Origin of the sequence: Intestinirhabdus alba (assembly GCF_009711095.1) — a bacterium.
Taxonomy (GTDB): domain Bacteria; phylum Pseudomonadota; class Gammaproteobacteria; order Enterobacterales; family Enterobacteriaceae; genus Intestinirhabdus; species Intestinirhabdus alba.
This window is the reverse complement of record NZ_WMJZ01000022.1, coordinates 14,983-31,818: the sequence shown is the minus strand read 5'-3', so window position 1 is coordinate 31,818 and position 16,836 is coordinate 14,983. Positions and strand designations below refer to the sequence as shown.

Genomic DNA, 16,836 nt, shown 5'->3' with positions numbered 1-16,836 from the left:
TTAACAGGGAATTCAGATGTGTACGAAATCACCTTAACCCCTCTATGCTTCAGTGTAGCGCTTCGTACAGGGCGCGATCTTATTTAAGAGTTATGGCATAATAAGCGGTTCGTCACATAATTTTCAGGATAGGTCAGTGTTAGTTTCCAGCAACGTCACCATGCAGTTCGGCAGCAAACCGCTGTTTGAAAATATCTCCGTCAAGTTCGGCGGCGGCAACCGTTACGGCCTCATTGGCGCAAACGGTAGCGGTAAATCCACCTTTATGAAGATCCTCGGCGGCGACCTGGAGCCGACGCTGGGCAACGTTTCTCTCGATCCCAATGAGCGTATCGGTAAGCTGCGGCAGGATCAGTTCGCCTTTGAAGAGTTCACCGTGCTCGACACCGTGATTATGGGCCACGCTGAGCTATGGGAGGTGAAGCAGGAGCGCGATCGCATCTATGCCCTGCCGGAAATGAGCGAAGAGGATGGCTATAAGGTGGCCGATCTGGAGGTCAAATATGGCGAAATGGACGGTTACTCGGCGGAGTCGCGGGCGGGCGAGCTGCTGCTCGGCGTCGGTATTCCGGTGGAGCAGCACTACGGCCCGATGAGCGAAGTGGCTCCGGGCTGGAAGCTGCGCGTGCTGCTGGCCCAGGCGCTGTTTGCCGATCCGGATATTCTGCTGCTCGATGAACCGACCAACAACCTGGATATTGACACCATCCGCTGGCTGGAGCAGGTGCTTAACGAACGTGACAGCACCATGATCATTATTTCCCACGACCGCCACTTTCTGAACATGGTCTGCACGCATATGGCGGATCTCGACTACGGCGAGCTGCGCGTTTATCCGGGGAATTACGACGAATATATGACCGCGGCGACCCAGGCCCGGGAGCGTCTGCTGGCCGACAACGCCAGGAAGAAGGCGCAGATCGCCGAGCTGCAGTCCTTCGTCAGCCGCTTCAGCGCCAACGCCTCAAAATCCCGCCAGGCCACTTCCCGCGCCCGGCAGATTGACAAAATTAAGCTCGATGAAGTGAAAGCCTCCAGCCGCCAGAACCCGTTCATTCGCTTTGAACAGGATAAAAAGCTGTTCCGTAACGCGCTGGAGGTTGAAGCCCTGACCAAAGGCTTCGACAACGGCCCGCTGTTTAAAAACGTCAAGCTGCTGCTGGAAGTGGGCGAGAAGCTGGCGGTGCTGGGGACCAACGGCGTGGGGAAATCGACCCTGCTGAAAACCCTGGTGGGCGTGCTGGAGGCGGACGCCGGCACCGTTAAGTGGTCGGAAAATGCGCGTATCGGCTACTATGCGCAGGATCACGCCGAGGAGTTTGATAACGATCTCAGCGTCTTTGACTGGATGAGCCAGTGGAAGCAGGAGGGCGACGACGAGCAGGCGGTGCGTAGTATTCTCGGGCGGCTGCTGTTCAGCCAGGACGATATTAAAAAGCCGGCGAAAGTGCTGTCCGGCGGCGAGAAAGGGCGGATGCTGTTCGGCAAGCTGATGATGCAAAAGCCGAACATCCTCGTAATGGACGAGCCGACCAACCACCTGGACATGGAGTCGATCGAGTCGCTGAATATGGCGCTGGAGATGTATCAGGGCACCCTGATTTTTGTCTCCCACGACCGGGAGTTTGTCAGCTCGCTGGCGACCCGCGTGCTGGAGATCACGCCGGAGCGGGTGGTTGACTTCAGCGGTAACTACGAAGATTATCTGCGCAGTAAAGGTATCGAGTAGTCTCTCCGCTGGCCCGGCGGCCGCGCCGGGCTTCCCGCCCCTCTTTTGCAGGAGAGGCGGGAAAGGGGATCAGCGGTTCAGGCACCACTCGCTGCGTTCTTCACCATTCACCAGCAGCCTGCGTTTTTCACCGGCCGGCAGGGTTATCCGCAGGGCCTGCCAGGCCGGGCGATAGTCGCCGCGGGTGCCGATCTTCAGATTAATGGTCGTTGCGCTGCACGCCATTTCCCACTCCAGCCACAGGGCGTTCCCCTGCTGATAGCCCCAGCTTTCGCCGTCATCTTCAAACAGCAGGCCGGAGGTGGTTCCCGTGCCTTTAAGCGGGAATAGCTTCAGCTCGCGCGAGTCGTCCTTCTGCGGATCGACGTGGGTCAGGCGTTCGCTCAGGGGCAGACCCGCCCCGGCGCGTACCAGCAGCGGAAGCGTTTCCAGCGGCGCGTCGCGAACGATCCACTGGCCGCCCGCAAACCATTCGTGGGTGTAGAAGTCATACCAGCCGGCCGTGTTATCCGGCAGCCAGAGGCGGCGTTCACGCTGGCCCGGCTCAACCACGCTGGCCACCAGCAGGTCGCGGCCCAGCAGGAAGTCGTCGCACTCCGCGAAGGTCTGCGCATCATGCTCGTGATCGAGAAAGGTCGGACGCAGCATCGGCTCGTCGTCGGCATGGGCCTGCCAGAGCAGGGTGTAAAAATAGGGCAGCAGGCGGTAGCGCAGCTCAATGGCGCTGCGGATCGCCGGCGTCACCCCCGGATACATCCACGGCTCGTTTACCGTGCAGTCGTCGTTCCAGGAGTGAATGGTAAAGCGCGGGTGCATAACGCCATTCTGCACCCAGCGGACGAACAGCTCGGCGTCCGGCTTATCCCCGGAGAAACCGCCCACGTCATGGCCAACGTTAAACAGCCCGGAAAGGCTCATACCCAGCCCCATGCGCGTGTTGTAGCGCAGGGTGTCCCAGCTGGTGCGGTTATCGCCGCTCCAGGTCTGCACGTAGCGCTGCATCCCGGCGCAGCCGGAGCGGGAGATCAGGTACGGTCGTTTTTCCGGCGCAAAGCGCTGCTGGGCCTCCAGCGAGGCGCGCATCATCAGCAGCGGCATGACCGGGCGAATATGTTTGATGGCAATGGTCTTACCGAAACCATGACAGCGGGCCTCGCCGTCCCACACCTCGAACTCGTTGTTATCGTTCCAGGTTGAGTCGATGCCCATTTCAAGAAGCTGGGTGGTCACCCCCTCCTGCCACCACTGGATGGTCTGCGGATTGGTAAAATCGAGGTGAGAGCCTTCATCGTCCCAGAAGCTGGAGCGCTCCGGCATATCGTTTTCAGAATCGCGAATAAACAGCCCCTTTTGCGCCACCTCGTCGTAGCGCGGGTGATCCTGCAGCAGACACGGCTTAATGTTGGCGGCAAGCTTCAGCCCGGCATCGTGAAACGCCTTACACATAACCTTCGGCTGCGGCACTTTATCGTAATTCCAGTTGAAGACGTAGCGCTTGCCGTTAATGGAGGTATAGCCTGACGAGAGCTGAAAGGAATCGCACGGAATCGCATGTTCTTCACACAGGCGAATAAAGTTCATCAGCTGATTTTGCGCATCCGGCGCGTCGGTGTAATGCATAGTGGAACCGCTGTAGCCCAGGCTCCACTTCGGCCCGAACAGCGTTTTGCCGGTCAGGCGCACAAAGGCTTTGGTCACCTCCAGCACCCGTCTGCCGGTAAACATATAGTAATCAATATCTCCCGCCTCCGCCTGCCAGCGGCGGTAGGCGGTATGGTAGTTGTCTATTTCGTTACCGAGATCCAGCCAGCAGCTGCTCAGGTTGTCATAAAACAGGCCATAGCTGACGTCGTCGCGGCGGGCGATGGTGAACGGGATATGTTTGTACAGCGGATCGGTGCTAACGGCGTTATAGCCCATCGCATCCAGATTGCGCATTTCATAGCGCTTGCCGGTGCGCTGCAGGTCGCCGGCCTTTTCCCCAAGACCGTAAAAGCGTTCATCCCGACGGCGGCTCAGGTAGTGGGCGACGCCGTCGCCGTGGGCGTTAAGCAGATAGGCGCTGGTGGGGCGGTCATTGACCAGCGGCTGCCACTCGCCCGCCTCATTGCGGTACTGCCACTCCAGCCATAGCGGCTGATGAATGGTAACGCGCAGCTGCGCGGTGGTGATGGTCAGGGCGTCATCCTGCCGATCCAGCGTCCAGGCCGGACAGGTGAAGCCGCTCAGATCCTCACGGTCGCGGCCCTCCCACGGCACATCTTTTTCCGGGGCGATGCTCCAGGTTTTATCCAGCGCCAGCTCGCCTTTGCGCTTGATCAGTACGCGGAACAGATTCTCTTCCAGCACGTAAAGGCACAGCAGGTGCTGGTCATCCACCCGCAGCTCCAGGTGATGCGCTGACTGTTTATTGAGTGTCCAGTTTTTCAACGTTTTCATAGGCTATACATCCACGATTAGCTACGCCGGGTACGGCGTTCGGCAATAAATGCCACCAGAAAAATAGCGCCAACCAGGTCAAAGAACCCCATGGCGATAAACAGCGGGTTAAAGCCGATTTTGTCGGCGGTTACCCCAATCAGAAGCGAGAACAGGAAACTGGCAATCCAGGCCGCAGAGCCGCGCATTCCGTTGACGGTGGCCATCTGGCCTTTATCAAACGACTCCACCACCAGCGCGCTCAGCATGCAGGAGATAATCTGGTGGCCGAAGCCGCCGATAGAGATCAGCACGATGGTGATATACGGGTCGCGGGTAACGGCGACGATAGCCAGCGAGATCATCAGAAACGCGCCGGTCACCGAGCTTGCCACCACGGAGTTAACGCGAGAGCAGCCAAACAGACGAGTATACAGGCGGGTAAGGTAGCCGCTCGCCACGCTGCCGAGATCGGCGGCGAGGAACGGCAGCCAGGCGAACATGGCGATCTGCTTTAAATCCATGCCGTGCTCTTTGGCAAGGTAGAGCGGCACCCAGAAGCTGAGCACCGCCCAGGCCGGTTCCGCCATAAAGGCCGGGATAGCGATACCGTAAAAACGCTTGTTCTTTGAGACGGTTTTCAGCGCGGTAAGAAAGGGCAGCTTCACGGCCGGCGGCTCGTTATCCTGCTTAATGAACGCCAGCTCTTCCTTCCCGAGGTTCGGGTGCTTTTCCGGGTTATGGTAGAAGATCCACCACAGCAGCACCCACAGCAGCGCCAGCAGGCCGGTAAACATAAACGCGCCCTGCCAGCCGAAGGAGGCGTGGGCGAAATAGATAATCGGCGGTGCCAGCATGGCCCCGACGGAGAAGCCTACGCCAGCCCAGCCGGCGGCGACAGGGCGCTCAGATTTCGGAAACCATTCGCCCAGGGTTTTGGCGTTGGCGGGCGTGGCGGCGGCCTCTGAGGCCCCCATAAAGAAGCGCAGGATCGCCAGGTGCAGCCAGCTGCCTGCGCCGGCGTGCAGGATACACATCAACGCCCATAGCCCGGCACAAATCATAAATCCGAGCTTCAGGCCGATCACGTCAATCAGCCAGCCGCAGAGCGGCTGAAATATCGTATAGGCAATCTGAAAGGCACCCACGATCCAGGAATATTGCTCGGTGGTAATGCCGAGGCTCTCTTTCAGCTCCGGTGCGAGGATACCTAATGAGTTGCGGGTAATATAGTTAACGGTTACGCCAAGCAAAAATAAAATCAGTACATACCAGCGTAAATTCTTAATGACCCGGCGCGTTTTGCCAACCGGTGTCACATTGTTAATGTCCTGGCTCATTTATCTCTCTCCCTAAGGTGGATGTATAAGGTAAGTGAAAGACTTATGTCATACATGTTTAGTTAACCTTTTGAAAATGGAGTGTTTTTTTATTAAGGTTGCTATACCACTAGTATGGTAGCTGTGTGACAAATGCAGCCTAAGCAAGAAGAAACGCCGGCGACAGTCATTTTTGTGCAAGTTTTCTCATAAAGTTGTGGAAAATTCTGGCATGGTATAGCGACAGGCCGGGGTTATTTACTTTTCTGGCTGTGAAATTTTTTTCATTGGTAAAATCGAGCGAGATCACAAAATGAATAAAAGGCTCAGAATCGCTGAAATTGCCGCCCGCACCGGGCTTTCTGTCAGTACCGTTTCCCGGGTGCTGGCGGGCAAAGCCAATACCAGCGAGAAAGCGCGTCATAAGGTGCTGGAATGCGCGCGGGAACTTGGGGTTATGGAGGGGATGGCAGCGGGAAGGCTGCTGCTCAATAACCTGGTGATTTTTGCCCCTGCGCGCGCTTTTGACGAGCGGTCTGACATCTTTTACCACCGGGTGATTCAGAGCATAAGTAAATGCCTTGCCGCCTATGAGGTCCGGCTACGCTACTGCGCGCTGGAGGAGTTTGACAGCGACGCCCAGCGATTTCTGGCGCGAATGAACGATCCGCAAACCCAGGCGGCAATACTGCTGGGCATCGACGACCCGCACATCCACGACCTTGCGGTCGATGTGGGTAAACCCTGTGTGCTGATTAACTGCCGGGACCGGCGGATGCGCCTGCCCGCCGTTGCGCCGGATCACCGGGCGATTGGCGAATATGCCGCCGATTATCTTTTTGATATGGGGCACCGGGAGATCGTCAACGTGATCTGCCTGCGGCGCTATACCATGGAGCTGCGGCTGGCGGGGATCGTTGATGCCTGGCGGGCGCGTAATCTGCCGTTCAACGAGCAGCAGCATCTGCTGACGGTGCCCGGCTTCAGCGCGAAGGAGACGGAACAGCGGGTCAGCGATTTTCTGGCGCAGACGGCGGAAAGCGACCTGCCGACGGCGTTTCTCGTCGGCGGCGATTTCATGGCCGCCGGAACGATGAGCGCCCTGGCCAGGCACGGTCTGCGCGTCCCGCAGGACGTCTCCGTCATGAGCATCGACGGCTTTAATCTGGCGGCGATACAGGATGTGCCTCTGAGCGCCGTACAGGTGCCCCGCGACGAGTTGGCGGCGGAGGCGGTGTATATGCTGCAGCAGCGGCTGGTGCGCCCGGATGCGCCGGTGGGCACGCTGCTGCTGAGCGGCACTCCGGCCCTTCGTCAGTCGGTGCGCCGTATTCGCCCCGGAAAAGACCGAACCGCTGTAGAAAGCGAGGGGCTTTACGATTCTCTGCCGTAACGATTCTGTCAGCGTGCCGGCTACCGCTGGTGGAATGCCCGCGGTGCGCCCGGCTCAGCGGCGATAAGGCCGGCGCGCTGCACGATTTATCGAACTGAAAAAATACAGACTTTTCAGGCGGTAATCTGAAAATTCATCCCGGCGGATGCGCCTCTGGCGTCGTTGCGGCTAAGATGCCTTAACGTTCAGAAATTCAGGGAAGAAAATAATGCATACGCCGGAAGCTTGGCCTTTAACTCGTCTTAAAGCGCAGCTGTGCGATCTAAACGCCAGCGATGATTGCCCCTTTATCCTGCGGGAAGAGGGCAGCGAAGTCGTTGCCAGCTGGAATATCGCAGACGCCAGGTGGCGGGCGATTCTGGGTAACGGCGGACTGAAAAAACAGTATGAGCTGAGACTCTTTTTTGATGAAAGCAAAAAGCAGGTCAGCTATCGGGAAAAAACGGTGGATCTGGAGTGGAACGCCGACTACAGCAGCGTGAGCGTTCAAAAGTCGGTGCACGTCGGCAAGCGGCTGGAGTTCTCGGCGGGCAGCGTCTGGGGCGTAAAGGAGGATGGCCACTTCGGGAAGATTGCCGGCTATCGGTTTAGCTCGACGGAAATCAGCGATCGGGTTTTTAACGTCGTCCGGGAGGCCGGCTGGCAGGTGCGCGGCGTGCTGGCCAACGGGCGGTCGCGTAAATTTATTATTGCCGGCGTTATCGCGGCGGTGCTGGCGGCGTTTATCGGCGTCGGGATCCTGCTTTACACCCTGCTGGGCGGCATGAAGGACGCGGCAAGAGCGGAAATCGATCTGCTGCGCGGAGAGGACTACGCCGGGGCCTGGGAGGCGAGCGCCGCGTCGCTGCAGCGAAAAATATCCCGCGAAGACTTTATGCGGGTCTTTGAGGCGCTGCGGTTTCCGGATATCGTCGACTATAGCTTTACTCAGCTGCGCTCGGCCAACGACGTCGGCTATTTGTCCGGTAGCGTGGAATTTAAAGATGGTACGACCGGGGAGATTAACATCATGATGCATAAAGAAGACGGCCAGTGGAAGCTGGCCGGCGTGTCGGTCGATTAGCGCCTCCGTCGTGCAAAGGGCGCTATTCCATTCCCAGCGCCCGCCTGCCGTGAGCGTTCAGGTCGTTAAGGGTGAAGCGCCCCTCCCACTGCGTCTCATAGTCTTCGCGCGGGAAGTCCGCCGGCGATGCGCCGGTTTCCAGCGCCGCTTTGACCCGGCGGGCGTAAGCGAGATTTCTCTCGCACAGCGGCGCGGCAGGAATATACATCACGTTTCCCCAGCCCTGCTGATCCGTCACCGGTGCCACCGAGTGGATCAGATCGCTGTGCCACCAGACGGAGTCGCCGGCCTCAAGCTGTGGAATGCTGGTTAAGGCCTCCATCAGCAGCGGGTGCCAGCGTTCGGACACCGGCAGCGCCCGGCCAGGCGTCACTCCGCACAGCTCATCTTCCGGCACGTCGTCGAGCAGCGGGCGCAATAAAAGCCAGGCCATCGCTTCCGGGATCGGCACCACGTGCAGCAACCCCTGGCCCGGCAGCATATCAGAAAGGGCGGTCCAGCCCTGGAAGGTACGGAACACCGAGCACCGGGTGGTGTTATCGACGCTGTACTCCTCTACGTCGGGGCGGTGCGCCGCCCGCCAGGGATCGTAGCGCTGCGGGTCGCCGCTGAAGACGTCGGCAAACACGCGCTGCCAGGCCGGAAGCAGCCAGCGCTCCAGCGCCCCTGAGTCGGTATGCGCTCCCAGCCCTTTCGAGGTGGTGCCCGGCGGGCGGCGACGGATGCGGTCCGGATAAATCACACTGACGTCCGGATCGAACCACCTTTTGCCCTCGCTTTCAAAGGTCCACAGGCGGTTAAGAAAGGACTGCACGCTGGCCATCTCTTCGCTCTGGCGCGCCTGCATCTGCGCCTGCGACCAGTAAATGGGATAGATCTCCGGACGCGAGGCCGCCAGGGTGCCGAAGAAGTTATCGCCGGGTCCTTTGTACACCTCGTCAAAGCGGTTACGCGCCAGATAATCGAGCATTGATCTGTCCCACTCCAGCGCCCGCTGGCGTGGGAAATGCCCCTTGATTACCGCGCAGCCGCGACGCCTGATTGCCTCGCGCTGCCGGGGGGTAATCCGTCCGGCGGCGATATCAGCATACTCCAGCACCGGCCAGACGGCGTCGCCCTGGGCTTTTAGGGCGTTAATCTCTGCCACCCGGGCGGCGATGGCGGCGTTAAGCGGATCAAAAATAGCCTGAACGTCGCCCATCTGCGCGCGGAGCGCCCGTTTCATCCGGCGGATGGCTGACTTAGGATCGGCCGGCAGCGTGTTGCTGGTAAAGGTTTCGCTCATACCCACCTCATTTTCTTTCATTTGAAAGTTTTTGTAGTTGCAAATGACAATATAAGTTAAAAATAAGTTAATGCAAGCTCGAGGGTAGGCAGACGGGCGGGCTGAAGCCGGAGCGGGCGCTCCGGCGCGGTTGTCAGGCATCGTTAAAGGGCGGGGTGCGGTCCAGCACGGCCTGAATCACCTTCAGCGCGCCCTGGTGGTTGTTGTCGTCGGTGTGGTAACGGGAAAGCGCCTTAATCTCGGGGGCCGCGTTGCCCATGGCAAAGGCGTAGCGCGCCATTTTCAGCATTTCCATATCGTTGCCGCTATCGCCGATCGCCACCACGTTCTGCGGCGACAGCGCCCAGCGCTTCAGCAGCCGGCTGATGCCGCTGGCCTTATGCAGGCCGGGAATAATGAGGTCAATAAAGCCAAAGCCGCTGGTGACGGGCTTCATAATGCCCTCCAGCGAGGCGTGCAGCCTGTCGACCATCTGCGGGATCTGCTGATCCGGGAGATTAAGCGAGAATTTAAACAGCACGTCGTCAATATCGCGGTAGTCCTTCACCCGCTGCAGGCGGTGGTAGTGTTTCGCCATCAGCGCCACGAAGGCTTCCGGGGCGTTTTCGCTGACGTAGGCGCTTTCCAGCCCGCAGGCGACGAAGTTGAGCCGGCTGTCGCTGAGCAGCTCGCCGAGCACGATGCGGGACTCGTTGCGGGTCAGCTCGCCGTGGAACAGCCGTTTGCCGTGCTCGTAGACCAGCGCGCCGTTTTCGGCCACGAAGGAGATTTCATCTTTAAGTTCAGGAAAAAAGGAGATCAGCTGGTAGTACTGATTGCCGCTGGCGACCACGAATTCGATGCCCCGTCCTTTGAGCTGCTGATACTGCGCCATAAATCGCGGGCGATCGTACTTTTTGGCATCATCAAGAAAGGTCCCGTCCATATCGGTGACGATAACGTTAACGGTCATATTTAGCTCCTGGATCGGGAGCCAGACTTATACGCTGTTGAACCAGGGCAACCCGAAGCGTGAGCGTGGCGAAACCTCCGCACGTACCGGGAATACGCGCCGGATACTGCGCGCTGTCCGCGTTCAGGCCGGCTGCGACAGAAATGCCTGATAAGCCTGGCTCAAAACTGCAACCAGAAGCATTTTAATAATAGTGTGATATAAACCACAAATTTTTATTTCGTTCGGCTTCACCCGACGCCCCTCCACGCCGCGCGGCGCAGCGTGAAGGGGCAGGGCTGATTACAACATATGCTCCGTGCGGGCGATGATATCGTCCTGGGCGTCCGGCGACAGGGCGGTAAAGAAGGCGGAGTAGCCCGCCACCCGCACCACCAGATCGCGGTACTGGTCCGGATGCTTTTTCGCCTCCAGCAGCGTTTCCCGGGAGACGATGTTGTACTGAATATGCCAGCCTTTGTGCTCTTCAAAGAAGGTGCGCAGCAGGATCATCAGCTTCTGCTTGTCGGACGTATTTTCCAGGGTTGTCGGGTTGAGCTTCTGGTTAAGCAGCACCCCGCCGAGGATGGAGCCGGTCGGCAGTTTGCCGACGGAGCCGATTACCGCCGTCGGGCCGAGGTGGTCGGTGCCGGAGGCCGGGCTGGCCCCTTCCGCCAGCGGCGCGTGCGCCTTGCGGCCGTCCGGGGTGGCCATGGTCGCCGCGCCGAACGGCACGTTCGCGGAGATAGACGACGTGCCGGCGTAGTAATTGCCGCCGATCGGACCGCGGCCGTAGCGCGGGTTGTGGTACTGCTTCAGTTCGTCGATATAGGTCTGATAGGCGCGAACCAGCAGGGCGTCAACGTCGTCGTCGTCGTTGCCGTACTTCGGCGCGCCGTTGATCAGCCGCTGGCGCAGCTGTTCGTGGGTCAGCCCCTCGAAGTTCTCCGCCAGCGCGGCGGCGAGCTGCCGCTGGCCGATGACGCCCTGGTCAAAGACCAGCCGCTTCACCGCCGCCAGGCCGTTGCCAAGGTTGGCGATCCCGACCTGCAGGCCGGAAACCCAGTCATACTTCGCGCCGCCCTGCTTAATGCTTTTCGCTCGCTCTATGCAGTCGTCCACCAGCGCCGAGCAGAGAATGTCGTGCACGTTCTCTTCCAGCATAGTGTCCACCACGTACTCAATCTCAATGGATTTGCGGGTGTAGTAGCGGATCTGCGTATCCCAGGCCGCCAGCACCTCGTCGAAGCTGGCGAAGTTGCCGGCGGAGAGGGCTTTTTCCTGCGCCAGGAACACCCGGCCGCTGGTGGCGTCGCGGCCGCCTTCCAGCGCCGCCAGCATCACGCGGGCGAAGTTAATAAAACTCATTCCGGTGCAGCGATAGCCCCATTTACCGCCGACGGCGGTTTCGATGCAGCCGATGGCGGCATAGTCCCAGGCGTCCTGCGGCGCAATCCCCAGGCGGATAAACTCCGGGATCACGATTTCATCGTTATTAAACGCCGGCATGCCGAAGCCGCAGCGGATCACCTGCACGCAGGCGTCGAGGAAGTCGTCGCTCATTCCGGCGTGGTAGCGCACGCTGAGGTTGGGCTGAGTGGAGCGCAGGCGGCCGCAGGACTCCAGAATGGCGTAAGAGAGCGGGTTGACCGCGTCCATGGGCTGGCCGTTAATCAGCTTCTGTCCGCCGATGGTGACGTTCTGGTACAGCGGGCTGCCCGCCGAGGCCTTCGAGTGCGAGCCGGAGCGGATTTTGTTTACCTCCAGCAGCTTGAGCCAGCAGCTGTGCAGCAGCTCGATGGCCTGTTCGCGAGCCAGGGACTCCTGCAGCTCCACGTCGCGGCGATAGTAAGGGTAGAGGTACTGGTCCATCCGGCCAAAAGAGACCGAGTGGCCGTTGGATTCAATCTGCAGGATCAGCTGAATGAAATAGCACAGCTGCAGCGCCTGCCAGAAGGTTTCCGGCGGCCGGTGGGCGATCAGCGCGCAGTTCTCTGCGATGGCCAGCAGCTCGTGGCGGCGGCTTTCGCGCGTCTCCTGCGCCGCCATGGTGCGCGCCAGCCCGGCAAAGCGCTCAATATGCTGGCTGACGGCGTTAAGCACGATGTCGATGGCCTTCAGGAACTGCTCGCCGTGCAGGTCTTCCAGCACCGTCAGGTTGATGCGCGAGCGGCGCTCCGCCAGCTTTTCGCGCAGGCCGTCCAGCCCTTTTTCCAGCAGCAGCGGGAAATTCACCGCCAGGTGGGCGTCGCCGGAGGTCATGTTGCCCTCGGCTTTGATAATTCCGCTCTCCAGCAGGCTTTTCTGCTCGTCGGTAAACATGCCGTAGCAGCGATCCTGCACCGTCTGGCCGCGCCACCACGGGCACACCTCGTGCAGCACGCGCTTGTTCTCTTCGCTGACCGCAAAGCCCGCGCCCGGTCGATCGGCAAGATCGTCGATCTCTTTTTCAATCCACGAAACGGTATATTCCGGAAAGATCGGCGCGGCGCGCACTTCGCTGGCCTGGTTGCCGACAATCAGCTCGTCATGCTTGATCCAGATGGTGCGCTCCGCCAGGTGGTGCGCCAGCGCCAGGGCGCGGCGAACCGGGATCGGTTTATCCAGATGCTGCTGATACATTTCGGTATAGTGCTGCGCGCGTTCGGTACATACCGGCGGTTTGACGATGTGCACCAGCGCGGTTTTGTGCGCCTTAATGCGCTCGCTGAGGGTGTCCAGTTTCAGTTGAGTCATAGCATTATCCTCGTAGGGTGGCGGTCAAACCTTTCCTGCAGGCATACTGTTGCGCAAATTCCAGCAGCGCGGTCGCCTTCAGCGGTTTATCCGGGGCGTAATAGGGTTGGCTGAGTAAGGTGTATTTATTCATGCCCAGCGTGTGGTAGGGCAGGAAATGGATCTCGCGCACCTGCAGCTCGTCGGCGGCGAAATCGGTAATGGCCATAATGGAGGCCTCGTCGGCGTTAAAGCCCTGGATCAGCGGCACGCGGATAATCATCTGCTTACCGGCCGCCGCCAGCCTTTTCAGGTTTTCCAGCACCCGGGAGGCGCGGCCCTGGGTCCACTGTTTAAAGGGCTCCTCGGCCACCTGTTTCAGGTCCGCAAGAAACAGATCGATATACGGCAGCGACGGTTCGATATATTGCCACGGCACGTGCAGGCAGGTTTCGACCGCGGTATGAATGCCCGCCTCACGGCTGGCCCTGAACAGCGCCGCCGCCAGCTCCGGCTGCATAAACGGCTCGCCGCCGGAAAGGGTGATGCCGCCGCCGCTGCGCGCATAAAACGGCCTGTCGCGCAGGACGACGGCCATAATCTCTTCCACGCTTTTTAGCTCACCGCAGACGGTCAGCGCCTGGGTCGGGCAGCAGTGGGTGAGGGCGTCGAGGTGGGCGACAGTGACCTTCTGGCGATGAATAATCAGGCCGTTCAGGGTGCGATCGATGGCTTCCGGCGCGGCCTGCGCGCAGAGATTGCAGCCTTCCAGGCAGAGGCGCGCGTCAAAAAGCAGCTCCCGGCCGCGGGCGCGGCTTTCCGGATTCTGGCACCAGAGGCAGCCCAGCGAGCAGCCTTTAAGGAACACCACGGTGCGGATGCCGGGGCCATCGTGGGTAGAGTAGCGCTGAATATTGAAAATCATACACGGCCTCTTTTCTTTTGTTTGAAGATTAAATAACTTTCAAGTGAAAGTTATCTTGACGTGAGTCAACTTCGCGGTGGTTTTTGCCGTGGTATCGTTGCTGCCATTGCCAAAGCTTGAGGAACAAAAATGGAACTCTATCTGGATACGTCTGATGTTGCCGCGGTGAAGACCCTGGCGCGAATTTTTCCGCTGGCGGGCGTGACCACCAACCCGAGCATTGTCGCCGCCGGGAAAACGCCCGTCGGGACGCTGCTGCCGAGGCTGCGTGAGGCGCTGGGCGACCAGGGCCGCCTGTTCGCCCAGGTCATGGCCCCCACCGCGGAGGGCATGGTCAGCGACGCGCGCAGGCTGCGGGCGATGGTTGAGGACCTGGTGGTTAAGGTGCCGGTCACGGCGGAGGGGCTGGCGGCGATTAAACTGCTGAAGGCGGAGGGCATTCCGACGCTGGGAACGGCGGTCTACGGCGCGGCGCAGGGGCTGCTGTCGGCGCTGGCGGGGGCGGAATACGTTGCGCCTTACGTCAACCGCGTGGATGCCCAGGGCGGAGACGGCATTCAGACGGTGACCGAACTGCACCGCCTGCTGAAAATGCATGCGCCCCACGCGAAGGTGCTGGCCGCCAGCTTCAAAACCCCGCGCCAGGCGCTGGCGTGCCTGCTGGCCGGCTGTGAGTCGATCACCCTGCCGCCGGACGTGGCGCAGCAGCTGATTAGCGCTCCGGCGGTGGATGCCGCGGTGGCGAAGTTTGAACATGACTGGCAGAGCGCCTTTGGCCGCAGCGCTATCTGAGCCTTAGCGTCTGGCCCGGCTTTCAGCGGTCTGGCCGGGCAGGCACGGGGCGTCCGGGTTAGCTTCCGCACACCTCGCAGCCTGGGTTGCGCATCAGCTTCATCTCGCGGAACTGACAGGTCATCGCATCGTACATCACGATTTTGCCGCTTGCCGGCTGGCCGTAGCGCGCCAGCAGCTTAATCGCCTCCATCGCCTGTAGCGAACCGATAACGCCGATCAGCGGGGCCATAACGCCCGCCTCCACGCAGGTGAGGGCGTTTTCGCCGAACAGGCGGCTCAGGCAGCGGTAGCAGGGTTCGCCCTCTTGCCAGGTAAAGACGGCGATCTGCCCCTCCATGCGGATAGCGGCACCGGAGACCAGCGGCACCTTCGCCCGGAAGCATCCGGCGTTAAGCTGGTTACGAACCGCGACGTTATCGGTGCAGTCCAGCACCAGATCGTGTTCGGCAATCAGCGCGCCGAGGGACGCCTCGTCCAGCAGGGCGTTGACCGGCGTAATGGCGATATGCGGATTGATGCGCGCCAGCGCCTCCCGGGCGGAGTCGACCTTTGGCTGACCGACGGTGGCGTCGCTGTGCAGCGTCTGGCGCTGCAGATTGGAGAGCGAAACCGTGTCAAAGTCGAGCAGCGTCAGTTGGCCGACGCCCGCGCTGGCCAGATACTGGGTCGCCGCGCAGCCGAGGCCGCCGAGGCCGACCACCAGCACCCGCGCCGCCTTCAGCGCCTCCTGCCCTTCAAAATCAAAGCCGCGCAGCACGATCTGCCGGTTGTAGCGCAGCATCTCCTGGTCGCTGAGTTCCGCCATCACTGGCCTCCGAACAGCGCGTTAAACGGCTCGACGTCCACCCATTCTCCGGCGCTGACGCTGCCGCGATCGCGCTCCAGCACGATAAAGCAGTTGCCCTGGCTGAAGGAGCTGAAGATATGTGAACCCTGATCCCCCGTTGTGACAACCTCCAGCAGGCCGTCGTCGGCGCGTCGCAGCACGCCGCGCTGGAAATCAAGACGCCCCGGCGTTTTTTTCAGGTCGCAGGCGGCGCGCACCCGCTGGCGCGGCGGCAGGCCGCTGGCGGCGTTACCGGCAAGCCTGGCCAGCATCGGCTGCACCAGTTGGTAGAAGGTCAGCGCCGCGGAGACCGGATTGCCCGGCAGCCCGCAGAACCAGCTGCTCTTAAGGTTGCCGAAGGCGAAGGGCTTGCCCGGCTTGATCGCCAGCTTCCAGAAGGTGATTTCGCCCAGCTCCTGGAGAATGGTTTTGGTGTAATCCGCTTCGCCCACCGACACGCCGCCGGAGCTGATGACCACGTCGGCCAGGCTGTCAGCCTCGATGAAGGCCGCCCGCAGCGCCTCGGGATCGTCGCGGATAATGCCCAGATTGATCGCCTCGCAGCCGAGCTGTTGCAGCATTAGATGCACCGTTAAGCGGTTAGTGTCATAGATTTGCCCCGGGCCGAGGGGCTGGCCGGGTAGCTGCAGCTCATCGCCGGTGGAAAACAGCGCCACGCGCACCCGGCGCACCACCAGAACCTCAGCCACGCCGAGTGAGGCCAGCACCGGCAGCTCGGCGGCGGTCAGGCGCGTACCGGCGGGGAAAACCACCGCCCCCTGGCGAATATCCTCGCCGCAGCGGCGGATGTTTTGCCCGGCTTCAGCCTCAGCGGTAAAGCGTACGCCGTCGTCGCTCTGCAGGGTCTGCTCCTGCATCACCACCGCGTCGCAGCCGTCCGGCACCGGCGCGCCGGTCATAATGCGAATGCAGGTGCCCGCGGGCCACTGGCCCTGAAACGGCTGGCCGGCAAAGGCTTTCCCGGCCACCGGGAGCGGACGATCGGCGGCCAGATCCGCTAACCGCACCGCGTAGCCGTCCATCGCTGAGTTATCAAATCCCGGCACATTCAGCGGCGAAACCACGTCGGCGGCCAGAATGCGGCCAAAGCATTGCGTCAGCGGCAGCGACTCCACGGCGGTGAGGGGGGTAATACGCGAAAGCATCTGCTCAAGCGCCGTTTCAAGCGGCATGAGGCCGGCAGTAAATTCCATCAAAAACTCCTGGGAGGGGCAAAAAATCGAATCCGTCTATTATGTCAGAAAATCAGCGGAGACTGTATGTCGTCTCACGCCGGCGGCGGGTCGTTGCCTTTACATGCCGTTTGCAACTTTCTATATTCAAAAATCGAATCAATAAATCACGGCAATTCTGATATTTATATATCCTTTACTTCGCAGGCGTCGTCGGCGCTCCGGATGCGCCAGGGTATAAAAA

12 protein-coding genes are annotated in these 16,836 nt (G+C 60.4%); 4 read left to right on the top strand and 8 right to left on the bottom strand.

Annotated elements, in window-relative coordinates; translation table 11 throughout:
* Positions 1-136 precede the first annotated feature (136 nt).
* Complete coding sequence (locus GJV78_RS15620; RefSeq protein WP_167519599.1) at positions 137-1,729, top strand: ABC-F family ATPase; 1,593 nt, start codon at positions 137-139, stop codon at positions 1,727-1,729.
* Between the two features lie 69 nt (positions 1,730-1,798).
* On the opposite strand, the gene GJV78_RS15615 is transcribed toward GJV78_RS15620, so the two are convergent.
* Together GJV78_RS15615 and GJV78_RS15610 are read right to left on the bottom strand one after the other, a co-directional pair.
* Positions 1,799-4,168, bottom strand: a complete 2,370-nt coding sequence (locus GJV78_RS15615) for a glycoside hydrolase family 31 protein (protein WP_155109193.1) — start codon at positions 4,166-4,168, stop codon at positions 1,799-1,801.
* A 17-nt stretch (positions 4,169-4,185) separates the two neighbouring features.
* The gene (locus tag GJV78_RS15610) at positions 4,186-5,487 is read right to left on the bottom strand and encodes an MFS transporter (RefSeq protein ID WP_155109192.1); all 1,302 of its coding nucleotides are present in this window, start codon (positions 5,485-5,487) and stop codon (positions 4,186-4,188) included.
* A 292-nt stretch (positions 5,488-5,779) separates the two neighbouring features.
* Between GJV78_RS15610 and GJV78_RS15605 the strand changes: the two genes are divergently transcribed.
* Positions 5,780-6,859: a LacI family DNA-binding transcriptional regulator gene (locus GJV78_RS15605; RefSeq protein WP_155109191.1), complete on the top strand. Its 1,080-nt coding sequence runs from the start codon at positions 5,780-5,782 to the stop codon at positions 6,857-6,859.
* A gap of 208 nt (positions 6,860-7,067) precedes the next feature.
* Positions 7,068-7,922: a hypothetical protein gene (locus tag GJV78_RS15600; RefSeq protein ID WP_155109190.1), complete on the top strand. Its 855-nt coding sequence runs from the start codon at positions 7,068-7,070 to the stop codon at positions 7,920-7,922.
* Positions 7,923-7,944: 22 nt separating this feature from the next.
* Here GJV78_RS15600 and GJV78_RS15595 read toward each other — a convergent pair whose 3' ends face one another.
* The 4 genes from GJV78_RS15595 to GJV78_RS15580 all read right to left on the bottom strand — a co-directional run bounded on the left by GJV78_RS15595 (position 7,945) and on the right by GJV78_RS15580 (position 13,778).
* Positions 7,945-9,207, bottom strand: coding sequence for a DUF1479 domain-containing protein (locus tag GJV78_RS15595; protein ID WP_155109189.1), 1,263 nt, complete (start codon positions 9,205-9,207; stop codon positions 7,945-7,947).
* A 133-nt stretch (positions 9,208-9,340) separates the two neighbouring features.
* Positions 9,341-10,159 carry a Cof-type HAD-IIB family hydrolase gene (locus GJV78_RS15590; RefSeq protein ID WP_155109188.1) on the bottom strand — a complete coding sequence of 273 codons (819 nt, stop codon included), beginning with the start codon at positions 10,157-10,159 and terminating at the stop codon, positions 9,341-9,343.
* Between the two features lie 282 nt (positions 10,160-10,441).
* On the bottom strand, positions 10,442-12,874 hold the full coding sequence (locus GJV78_RS15585; protein WP_155109187.1) for a formate C-acetyltransferase/glycerol dehydratase family glycyl radical enzyme: 2,433 nt from the start codon (positions 12,872-12,874) through the stop codon (positions 10,442-10,444).
* A 4-nt stretch (positions 12,875-12,878) separates the two neighbouring features.
* Complete coding sequence (locus tag GJV78_RS15580; RefSeq protein WP_155109186.1) at positions 12,879-13,778, bottom strand: glycyl-radical enzyme activating protein; 900 nt, start codon at positions 13,776-13,778, stop codon at positions 12,879-12,881.
* Between the two features lie 129 nt (positions 13,779-13,907).
* Here GJV78_RS15580 and fsa point away from each other — a divergent pair, with 129 nt between their 5' ends.
* Positions 13,908-14,570, top strand: a complete 663-nt coding sequence (gene fsa, locus GJV78_RS15575; RefSeq protein ID WP_155109185.1) for a fructose-6-phosphate aldolase — start codon at positions 13,908-13,910, stop codon at positions 14,568-14,570.
* A 58-nt stretch (positions 14,571-14,628) separates the two neighbouring features.
* On the opposite strand, the gene moeB is transcribed toward fsa, so the two are convergent.
* Complete coding sequence (moeB, locus tag GJV78_RS15570) at positions 14,629-15,378, bottom strand: molybdopterin-synthase adenylyltransferase MoeB (RefSeq protein ID WP_155109184.1); 750 nt, start codon at positions 15,376-15,378, stop codon at positions 14,629-14,631.
* Positions 15,378-16,613, bottom strand: a complete 1,236-nt coding sequence (moeA, locus tag GJV78_RS15565) for a molybdopterin molybdotransferase MoeA (RefSeq protein ID WP_155109183.1) — start codon at positions 16,611-16,613, stop codon at positions 15,378-15,380. Before moeA ends, moeB begins: the two co-directional genes overlap by 1 nt.
* Positions 16,614-16,836: the final 223 nt, after the last annotated feature.

Excerpts from the sequence above, each read along its gene's own strand:
- GJV78_RS15595 (WP_155109189.1), bottom strand. The coding sequence starts at position 9,207 with ATGAGCGAAACCTTTACCAGCAACACGCTGCCGGCCGATCCTAAGTCA.
- moeA (WP_155109183.1), bottom strand. The coding sequence starts at position 16,613 with ATGGAATTTACTGCCGGCCTCATGCCGCTTGAAACGGCGCTTGAGCAG.
- GJV78_RS15590 (WP_155109188.1), bottom strand. The coding sequence starts at position 10,159 with ATGACCGTTAACGTTATCGTCACCGATATGGACGGGACCTTTCTTGAT.
- GJV78_RS15610 (WP_155109192.1), bottom strand. The coding sequence starts at position 5,487 with ATGAGCCAGGACATTAACAATGTGACACCGGTTGGCAAAACGCGCCGG.
- moeB (WP_155109184.1), bottom strand. The coding sequence starts at position 15,378 with ATGGCGGAACTCAGCGACCAGGAGATGCTGCGCTACAACCGGCAGATC.
- GJV78_RS15580 (WP_155109186.1), bottom strand. The coding sequence starts at position 13,778 with ATGATTTTCAATATTCAGCGCTACTCTACCCACGATGGCCCCGGCATC.
- GJV78_RS15605 (WP_155109191.1), top strand. The coding sequence starts at position 5,780 with ATGAATAAAAGGCTCAGAATCGCTGAAATTGCCGCCCGCACCGGGCTT.
- fsa (WP_155109185.1), top strand. The coding sequence starts at position 13,908 with ATGGAACTCTATCTGGATACGTCTGATGTTGCCGCGGTGAAGACCCTG.
- GJV78_RS15585 (WP_155109187.1), bottom strand. The coding sequence starts at position 12,874 with ATGACTCAACTGAAACTGGACACCCTCAGCGAGCGCATTAAGGCGCAC.
- GJV78_RS15600 (WP_155109190.1), top strand. The coding sequence starts at position 7,068 with ATGCATACGCCGGAAGCTTGGCCTTTAACTCGTCTTAAAGCGCAGCTG.
- GJV78_RS15615 (WP_155109193.1), bottom strand. The coding sequence starts at position 4,168 with ATGAAAACGTTGAAAAACTGGACACTCAATAAACAGTCAGCGCATCAC.